This is a genomic window from Stenotrophomonas maltophilia (assembly GCF_003970865.1).
In the GTDB taxonomy this organism is placed as follows: domain Bacteria; phylum Pseudomonadota; class Gammaproteobacteria; order Xanthomonadales; family Xanthomonadaceae; genus Stenotrophomonas; species Stenotrophomonas maltophilia_AR.
In genome coordinates this window covers 1-8,263 of record NZ_RXLZ01000105.1, presented here as the reverse complement: position 1 = coordinate 8,263, position 8,263 = coordinate 1, and the positions used below count along the sequence as shown (strand labels likewise).

General features: G+C 64.5%; 11 protein-coding genes. 7 read left to right on the top strand and 4 right to left on the bottom strand.

All coding sequences use genetic code 11. The features are described from left to right. Positions 1 to 11: 11 nt before the first annotated feature. From EKL94_RS21480 to EKL94_RS21470, 3 genes are all read left to right on the top strand, one after another. Positions 12 to 587, top strand: coding sequence for a hypothetical protein (locus EKL94_RS21480; RefSeq protein WP_126930570.1), 576 nt, complete (start codon positions 12 to 14; stop codon positions 585 to 587). A gap of 77 nt (positions 588 to 664) precedes the next feature. Continuing rightward, positions 665 to 1,240 carry a hypothetical protein gene (locus tag EKL94_RS21475; RefSeq protein WP_126930569.1) on the top strand — a complete coding sequence of 192 codons (576 nt, stop codon included), beginning with the start codon at positions 665 to 667 and terminating at the stop codon, positions 1,238 to 1,240. 40 nt (positions 1,241 to 1,280) lie between these two features. Next, complete coding sequence (locus tag EKL94_RS21470; protein WP_126930568.1) at positions 1,281 to 2,348, top strand: XVIPCD domain-containing protein; 1,068 nt, start codon at positions 1,281 to 1,283, stop codon at positions 2,346 to 2,348. 63 nt (positions 2,349 to 2,411) lie between these two features. Here EKL94_RS21470 and EKL94_RS21465 read toward each other — a convergent pair whose 3' ends face one another. Together EKL94_RS21465 and EKL94_RS21460 are read right to left on the bottom strand one after the other, a co-directional pair. Then, positions 2,412 to 2,828, bottom strand: a complete 417-nt coding sequence (locus tag EKL94_RS21465; protein WP_126930567.1) for an XVIPCD domain-containing protein — start codon at positions 2,826 to 2,828, stop codon at positions 2,412 to 2,414. 75 nt (positions 2,829 to 2,903) lie between these two features. After that, positions 2,904 to 3,383 (bottom strand): nuclear transport factor 2 family protein, encoded by a 480-nt coding sequence (locus tag EKL94_RS21460; protein ID WP_126930566.1) that lies wholly within the window; start codon positions 3,381 to 3,383, stop codon positions 2,904 to 2,906. A 227-nt stretch (positions 3,384 to 3,610) separates the two neighbouring features. Here EKL94_RS21460 and EKL94_RS21455 point away from each other — a divergent pair, with 227 nt between their 5' ends. Together EKL94_RS21455 and EKL94_RS22480 are read left to right on the top strand one after the other, a co-directional pair. Beyond that, complete coding sequence (locus tag EKL94_RS21455; protein ID WP_126930565.1) at positions 3,611 to 4,423, top strand: alpha/beta fold hydrolase; 813 nt, start codon at positions 3,611 to 3,613, stop codon at positions 4,421 to 4,423. Positions 4,424 to 4,432: 9 nt separating this feature from the next. After that, a complete protein-coding gene (locus tag EKL94_RS22480) occupies positions 4,433 to 4,606 on the top strand; it encodes a hypothetical protein (RefSeq protein WP_185830074.1) in 174 nt (57 codons plus the stop codon). Between the two features lie 121 nt (positions 4,607 to 4,727). Here EKL94_RS22480 and EKL94_RS21450 read toward each other — a convergent pair whose 3' ends face one another. Beyond that, positions 4,728 to 5,408, bottom strand: coding sequence for a hypothetical protein (locus tag EKL94_RS21450; protein ID WP_126930564.1), 681 nt, complete (start codon positions 5,406 to 5,408; stop codon positions 4,728 to 4,730). Positions 5,409 to 5,541: 133 nt separating this feature from the next. Between EKL94_RS21450 and EKL94_RS21445 the strand changes: the two genes are divergently transcribed. Both EKL94_RS21445 and EKL94_RS21440 read left to right on the top strand, forming a co-directional pair. Then, positions 5,542 to 6,201 carry a hypothetical protein gene (locus EKL94_RS21445; RefSeq protein ID WP_126930563.1) on the top strand — a complete coding sequence of 220 codons (660 nt, stop codon included), beginning with the start codon at positions 5,542 to 5,544 and terminating at the stop codon, positions 6,199 to 6,201. A 70-nt stretch (positions 6,202 to 6,271) separates the two neighbouring features. Next, positions 6,272 to 7,240: a polysaccharide deacetylase family protein gene (locus EKL94_RS21440; RefSeq protein WP_126930562.1), complete on the top strand. Its 969-nt coding sequence runs from the start codon at positions 6,272 to 6,274 to the stop codon at positions 7,238 to 7,240. Positions 7,241 to 7,243: 3 nt separating this feature from the next. On the opposite strand, the gene EKL94_RS21435 is transcribed toward EKL94_RS21440, so the two are convergent. Then, the gene (locus tag EKL94_RS21435) at positions 7,244 to 8,086 is read right to left on the bottom strand and encodes a class I SAM-dependent methyltransferase (protein ID WP_126930561.1); all 843 of its coding nucleotides are present in this window, start codon (positions 8,084 to 8,086) and stop codon (positions 7,244 to 7,246) included. Between the last annotated feature and the right edge of the window lie 177 nt (positions 8,087 to 8,263).

The following is an 8,263-nucleotide window of genomic DNA, read 5'->3' as shown; positions in this document are numbered from 1 at the left end:
GGATCTGAATCATGCTGGGTATCCACAGCTGGCTGCGTGCCGGCCTGATTCTCTTGGTGGCGGGGGCACTCGGCGCCTGTAGCAGCCGCGTGCCGGATGCGCCGGAGCCGCTGGATCTGGTCAAGCCAATCATCGTTGCCGAGCCCGGCCAGGCGGTGCGGTTCGAGTTCGAGACGAATGCCCGCAACTTCCACCCGGGTCGCACCTATGCGCTCGAGTTGGAAGTTGAGCATCACGGGCCGGAGGACACCCGCGAGCCGAGTATCCCCACGATGCAGATCCCCTTTGAGGTGTCCCTGCAGCGGTTGACCGCAGGTACTTGGCAGGACGTTGCGACCTACGACAGCTACCAGGCAATGGCTCGCAACGCGGGGGCAGCGCTTCCAGAATGGCATGCATCCAGCGAATGGCGGTATACGTCGCCGCACATGGGGAGTGACGGCCAGTACACGCTGAGCTTGGTTGCTCTGCCAGTGGAAATTGACTCCCGCTACCGCGTGGACGTACGTACGGTGCAGAGGACAGAGGCACTGCAGGATTACTCGGCCCGTTTGCGGATCCATGCCGCCCGTCCCGCTGGAAAGTAATCAATTGCTTGGTTGCGGCGCCTCTAGTCGCTCGCCAGGGTAGGAACTTCATGGCAGGAAGCCAAAGGGGCTTAATCATGCTGGGTATCCATCGCTGGTTGCGTGCCGGCTTGTTCCTCACGCTGGTGGGCTCACTCGGCGCCTGTAGCGGTCGTGTATCGGATGCGCCGGAGCCGCTGGATCTGGTCAAGCCGATCAACGTTGCCGAGCCCGGCCAGGCGGTGCGCTTCGAACTCGAGACGAATGCCCGCAACTTCCATCCCGGGCGACCCTATGTGCTGGATCTTGAGGTGCAGCGACATGGACCGGAGCCTGACAGCGAGCGAGACATGGACGATGTCCATATTCCTTTTGAACTGTCCCTGCAGCGCTGGGTCGCAGGCGCCTGGCAGGACGTTGCAACTTCTGATGTCTATCAGGCAAGGGCGCGCAATCTGGGGGAGCCGCTCCCCGAATGGCATGCATCGGCAGATTGGCGCTACGCGCAGCAGGTGTCGATGGACGCCAGCCGATATAGGCTGAGCATCGTCACCCTGCCGATGGAAATGGATGCCCGCTACCATCTGAATGTGCGCACAGTTCAGCCTACAGCCGCGCTCCAGCATTACCCGGCTCAGCTGCGGGTCCATGCCGATCCTCTCTCTGGAAAATAGTCGCTGTCACACCGCTGATGGGAATTGAAGGATTCTTCTTATGGACAAGCCGCGTTACGCAGTCGAGATCATCATCGCCGCCCCCGGTACGCCGTTGATAGACAAGAAAACCGGTAGCCAGGAAGTTATTGATGGGGTACCGCAGACTTCCGGGCCAGGCCATATGTTCTATGTGCTTCGTGCGCCCGATCAGCCGCCTCAGAGCTACGGGTTTGCACCCATAGAACACGGAAGCGTGAACGGCCAAGGCAAGGTCATGAATGATGATGCGACGATCTACAAGGACCCCCATTACAGCCGCACTCTCGAAATCAGCGAGGAGCAGTACAAAAAGCTTGAAGCGTTCGGCACGTACCCAAGTAAGTACGGCTTCGATCTGCAATACAAGGACGTGCGCAACAACTGCGTTGACTTCACCTGGGAAGCCCTGAACCACGCGGGCATCGAGCGGAAAAAGAGCATCGACGTGAACGCGCTGGGAGGTGGTATCGGCCAGTTGCTTCCCGATGTCCGTATTCCATTGGAGAGCAAGGGCGCAGGCAAGGATGGGTTCCGACCGCTGCGCAACATCCATGGCGTGGACAGCATTGATCCGCCGTTCCCCAACAGTGAGCTCAATCAGAAGAAAACCAATCCCCTGCCGGAGCGTAGTTTTCGACAACGCATCCTGAGCGATGCTGAGGGCGTGGGCGAACGAAGCGATGATCATCTGGCCCGGCACAGCAACGATCCGCTGCTCTCGCAGATCCACCAGGGCGTCGCGCTGCTTGATGCTGAGCGGGGCCGTGCCTTCGATGCCACCAGCGAGAACATCAGCGCCAGCCTGTACGCCCTGGCCAAGGCAAACGGCCTGACCCAGGCGGACCACGTGCTGTTGAGCGAGCGCACGGCGCAGGCCGATGCGGCGCAGAACATCTTCATCGTGCAGGGCGAGCGCAACGATCCGGCACAGCTGCGCGCCAGCATGCCTACGGCGGTGGCCGCGCAGACACCGGCGGAAGCCTCGTTCGAGCGTGCCGAGCAGCTGGTGCAGTCTGCACAGGTGCGCACGCAGGATGAACTGCAGCAGCGTCAGGTGCAGGAGCAGTCTGGGCCGCGCATGGCCTAGGGTGGCAAGCGCCATGGCGAGCCGGCATTCTCGCGCTGGGCCGCCAGCAACGCTGGAGACGGCTCAGCCCAGGCGATGTGCCGGGTTCTGCTGCTGTTCCTGCTCACGGGCCTGCTGTTCGGGCAGCTGCCCCATTGCGGGCTGCTGCGGGGCAATGCCCAGCTTCTGCATCGACTGCTCCACCGGCGTCTGCGCCGCCACCGCCGTCGGCATCATCGCGCGCAGGTGCGCCGGATTGGCCGGGTCGCCCTGCACCACGAAGATGTTGTGCCCAGCCGGGTGCTGGGCCGTGGCACTGCTGACCAGCACTTGGTCGACCTGCTGCAGGCCCTGCTCGCGGGCGAGCACGGTCAGGCTGGCGGTCAGTCGCTCGCTGGTCTGGTCGAAGGGACGGCCGTGCTGCGCATCCAGTGCGGCCACGCCCTGGCGGATCTGCTGGTTGAGGCCATAGTCGGGATGGTTGGGGGTGATCTCTGCCATGGGGCGAACTGCAGCGGTAGGTCGTGACGGGCCTGGGCAGTATAGAACCGGACTGTGAACCCCGCTTCGCGGCTGTCAGTCCGCCGGCCGATGGTCGTAGCTGATCACCCGCTCGGCCAACCAGCGCCCGTCCACGCGACGCCAGACCTGGATGAAGCGGGCCTGGCCCACCCATCGCTCCACACCGTCCTTGCCGCGTTCATGGAAGCGATGATCGCCGATTTCCAGCGCTCGCTCATCGTGTAGCGGGAACACCTGCAGCGAAGGCTCCACCAGCTCGCGGCGCAGGCTCCAGCCGCCCTTGCGTGCATTGCTGCACATGTTGGCGACGCTGCGACGGAAGTCTTCGCGATTGCTGGCTGACTTGCCGTCCTTGTCATGGAAGAACTCCATGTCTTCGGTGGTCATCGCGGCGGCCTTGTCGGCATCACAGGCCTCGAAGGCCACGGCGAACAACTGGGTGTCGGCCTGGCGGATCTGCTCGCGCAGGTCATCGGAGGACGCGGGTGCGGCGGCGAGGCCGGCGGCCAGCAGGGGCAGGGTGAGCAGCAGCATGGCGAGGCTCCAAGGATGGTTCACGTACGCTCGCATGGCATTTGGGCCGCTGCAGCCGGCGTCCGACGAAACGGCCCTTCCACGGAGCGAATGCCCGCATTGGCGGCCCGGCTTCAGCGTCGGGGCTACCGTCTGTGCAGGGGATGTCATGGCAGCCGGCGATTCCATCACGGTCGCGACAGGGGCCGACCAATAGGCTGAAATCCTCCCCTTCCACAGGAGCTCCCATGCCTGCTTCCCGCATCCGCCTGCACGTTGAAGACACTGGTGGCGACGGCCGCCCGGTCATTCTGATCCACGGCTGGCCGCTGTCCGCCGATGCCTGGAAGACGCAGGTGTCGATCCTGCGCGATGCGCAGCACCGGGTGATCAGCTACGACCGTCGTGGCTTCGGCCGTTCTGACAAGCCGGCCGAGGGCTATGACTACGACACGCTGGCAGCGGACCTGGCCGGGGTCATTGAGGAGCGTGACCTGCGCGACGTCACCCTGGTCGGCTTCTCGATGGGCGGCGGTGAGGTAGCGCGCTATGTGACCAACCACGGTCAGGAGCGCCTGCATAGCGTGGTGTTTGCTGCTGCGGTGCCGCCTTACCTTCTGCGCAGTGATGACAACCCGGAAGGCCCGCTGACCCAGAACAAGGCCGATGAGATGCGCAGCGGTCTGGAGAAGGATCGCGAGGCGTTCTTCGATGGCTTCACCCGCGACTTCTTCAGTGCCAACGGCCAGTTGATGGTGACCGAAGAGACGCGTCAGGCAGCGATTGCACTGTGCCATCAATCCGACCAGACGGCGGCGCTGGGTTGCATGCAGGCGTTTGCCACTACCGACTTCCGCGAAGACCTGAAGAAGATCACGGTGCCAACCTTGATCCTGCACGGCGACAGTGACGCCATCGTGCCGTTTGAAGGTTCTGGCCAGCGCACGCACCGAGCCATTCCAGGCAGCGAAGTGGTGATACTTGAAGGCGCACCACATGGCTGCAATACCAGCCATGCTGACCACTTCAATCTGGCGTTGCTGAACTTCCTGAAGCGGTAAGCTGCCGCCATGCGTGAACCGAAGATGCCACCGTGGAAGAAGCCCAATCCCAAGGGCCAGAGCTCGCAGCCGCTGTCGCCTGCGCAGAAAGAGGCGGCGCGGCAGCGTGCGGATGAGAATGGGCGGCGTTACCCCAATCTGGTGGACAACATGTGGGCAGCGAAGCTGCCGCGCGGGTCCTGATCTGTAGAGTCGAGCCATGCGCGACTCCGCACGATGCCCATCCACGCATGGCGTGGATCTACTGCAACAGCAGCCTGGCCTGGGCCGGGTGCTACGTGTAGAGCCGAGCATGGGCTCGGCTCTACCGTTCGGCCACCGGCATCCAACCCGATTCCCGCCACGGGGCGACCTTCATCTGTCGAACCGTGATTGCCTCAACTGGTACCCCAGCCAGGCGCGCAAGCTCCGCACGCAGCCGTTCGGCGTCCACCGGCACGGCCGTAGCCACCTGCAGCCGATCCCCCTGATGCCTCACCTGTACCGGTAGCGTGGCGTGCGCGTCATGCTCGCCGCCGGTGCGCCCGATCGGGTAGCGCATCGTTACCGGCCGCGACAGCTGCGCCAGTGCTGGCTGCCACGCCTGCAGCACGAGGGGCTGCCGGGCAGCGGGAACATGTACCTCAGCAATCGTGGCCGGGTAGCCGGTGATGCTCTCGACCATGACCTGGAAGCGCGCGCCATCCGGCACGACCAGCACGGCGGCGATCAATGCGGAGAGCGAAACGAACACTGCCGCGAGGTTCCAGCTGCGCGGCGCGGTGGCCGGGCGAGTGGCGGTGCGCAGGCCCGGTTTGCGCCGCAGCTTGCGCGCGTAGATGCGCCGGTCCTTCCGGCGCGGGCTGCTGCTGTGCTCGGGCAGGTTCAAGGGAACCCGTGGAAGGCGCGCCACGCGGGCCTTGATCAGGCGCGACAGCAGCATCCAGGCGATCACGAACGCCAGCAGCGGAAGCAGCGTTCGCACCCACAGATACAGCGTGACCATCCACAGCACCTCTACATACGACCATCCATGCTCACCCACATCCTACCGGGACCACGCGGAGGTTGTCGTATCCGCCAGCCGACAAGCACAGGGCGCTTGGTTAGGATGGTCCTTTGTTGTCACGGATGAACCGATGGTCTCTGCTGCTACCCGCTTCTGTCGTATCTGTGGTCCTGGCCCGATCCTGCTGGCCCTGCAGGTGGTGGCGCTGCTGGCGGTAGCCCTTGCAGCCGGCTTCTTCCACTACCGCGTGGGATTGCTGCTGGAGCCCGTGGATGACGCATGCGGTGGGCCCGACCCTGTCGCGCGCATGCAGGTGGCCGAACAGCTGCTGGCGCGGTCCACTGCGCTTGCACCATGGCAACCGCTGCAGTGGATTCCGATGGCGGGCGTGGTACTGGCGCTGCTGGGCGCGATGTCGATCAGTGTCTACCGCCTGGGCCGCCTGTCGGAACGCCTGCGACGCGCCAACTGGGGGGTGATGGCCCTGCACGCCGCGATCCTGGCGCTGGCCCTCAGGGCATTGCACCTGTACGACAGGGCGTGGACCAGCGTAGCCAAGCTGTCCCCGGCGGCATGCCTGGTTGAACTGGGCGAGCAGGGCCGGCTGCCGCTGGCACAGGCGCAGCAGGTGGTGTTCGAGATCCTCACCCATGAGCATGCGCCGCTGCTGCGCAATCCCGATGACCTTGCCCTGGTGCTGGTCGCATTGATGCTGATGGCGATGGCTGCGGGATTCATGCTGTGGCGAGCGATCGTGCGCGAACGTCAGGGGCAGTCGCCCAGCCCATAGCGGGCGTGTGACCGACCACGCGCCCGCAATCGCGCTAAAGTCAGCACTTCGCTCCTGCAAGGATGTGCTGATGCGTTGGTTGCTGCGTGCTGTGCCATTGCTGCTGTGTTCGTTGGCGGTACACGCCGCCGAAGTGGATCGCCGGATTGCGGTGACCATCGACGACCTGCCCTGGGCGCGGGTGGACGAGATCGTTCCGCTGGACCTGCAGTCGCGGCACGAAGCGCTGATGGCGCAGCTGCATCAGGCAGGCGTGCCGGTGGTCGGCTTCGTCAACGAGAACAAGCTTGAGATCGACGGGCAGGTGCAGCCGGCGCGGGTGAAGATGCTGCGCGGCTGGCTGGACGCCGGCTATGTGCTGGGCAACCACACCTACTCGCACATGGACCTGAACGCCAAGGGCGTGCCGGCGTTCCAGCAGGATTTCCTGCGTGGCGAGACGGTGCTGCGGCCGTTACTGGCCGAGCGCGGACTGAAGCCGCAGTGGATGCGTCACCCCTATCTGCGTGCCGGGCGCACGCCGCAAGAACGCGCGGAGATGGACGTGTTCTTCAAGCAGCATGGCTACCGCGTGGCGCCGGTGACGGTCGACAACGGCGAGTGGGTGTGGGCGTTCGCTTATGCCAACGTGATGAACGAGCAGCCGGATTCCCCGGCGCGTGAAGCGACGCTGGCACAGCTGCGAAAGGGCTATGTACCGTACATGCTGAACAAGCTGGACTACTACGAGAAGCAGTCGCAGGCGCTGCTGGGCTACGCGCTGCCGCAGGTCTGGCTGATGCACGCGAACGAACTCAATGCAGCCACGTTCGCCGAACTGGTGGCGGCGACCAAGCGCCGCGGCTATCGCTTCATTTCGTTGGACGAGGCGATGCGTGACCCGGCCTATGCACGTGGTGCCGAAGGCTACAGTGGCCGTTACGGCCCGAGCTGGCTGCACCGCTGGGCGATGGCGGAGAAGAAGCCGAAGGACTTCTACGCCGGAGAACCGGAAGTGCCGTCGTGGGTGATGAAGCTGGCGAAGGTAGACTCGGAATGAGGCTCAGCGCTTGACGGCCAGCACGCCGTCAAGCGCCAGTTCGGCCTTGAACCCCGCTTTTTCCAGGCGCTTGGCCACTTCACGCGGCACGTCGCGGCCGCTGGTCAGCTTGTTCGGGGCGCCGGTGTAGTGGAACAGGCGCCCGCCCTTGCGGATGACGCGGGCGAGGTGGTCGTAGAACACCTGCGAGTACAGTTCGCCGGCGATGCCGAAGCGCGGCGGGTCGTGCAGGATCGCGTCGACGCTGTTGCTGGCCACCTGTTCGATCTGCTGCGAGACATCGCCGTGGCTGAACTGCAGGCGGCCACCGGCCACGGCCGATTCCGGATCCGGTGACCACGGGTTGAGCGTGCGCAGCCACATCACGTCGGCATTCTTCTCGAACGAGCGGATCTGGCCGACACCGGCCTCCAGCGCGCAGGCGGCGAAGTAGCCCAGGCCGCCGCAGGTATCGAGGATGACCTTGCCGGCCGGGGCGACCAGCTCGACCTTGCGGCGCGCGTCCTCGAACGGTGACAGCTTGGAGGTCGGCAGCATCTTGATGCCGTCGATCTCGAAGGTCGGTGCGCCCCATTCGGTCGGCACCAGCTTGATCAGCGAACCGCTGTAGCGCGAGATCGGCGCGAAGTCCTCGCCGTCCCAGTAGTACAGCGTGCGGTCCTTCAGCTTGCCCGGCCACGGGTAGCGCTGGCCACGGAAGTGGAAGCCGTCGGCATCCAGCGCCACGCCGTCCTCGCTGCGGCCAAGGTCGAGCGAGCCCTGCCAGTCGGCAGCGCCCTTGTCATGGGCACGGCGCAGGGTGTCAGCGCTGTCGCGGGTCAGCAGGGGGCCGGTGTAATGGGGCACGGCGGGTACCTGCGGGCTCTTATCTCACAGCGGCGCTTCTGTTGGACTTAAGGGTATGCAGCTAGACGGTTCGCTTTGGCTGACAGTAGATAAACCGCATACCGTGTCTACAGTTGAGCCGTGCATCGATCTGTGAGTCGTATATTATAGAGCGACGCTGATGTCTTTGTCAGAGAG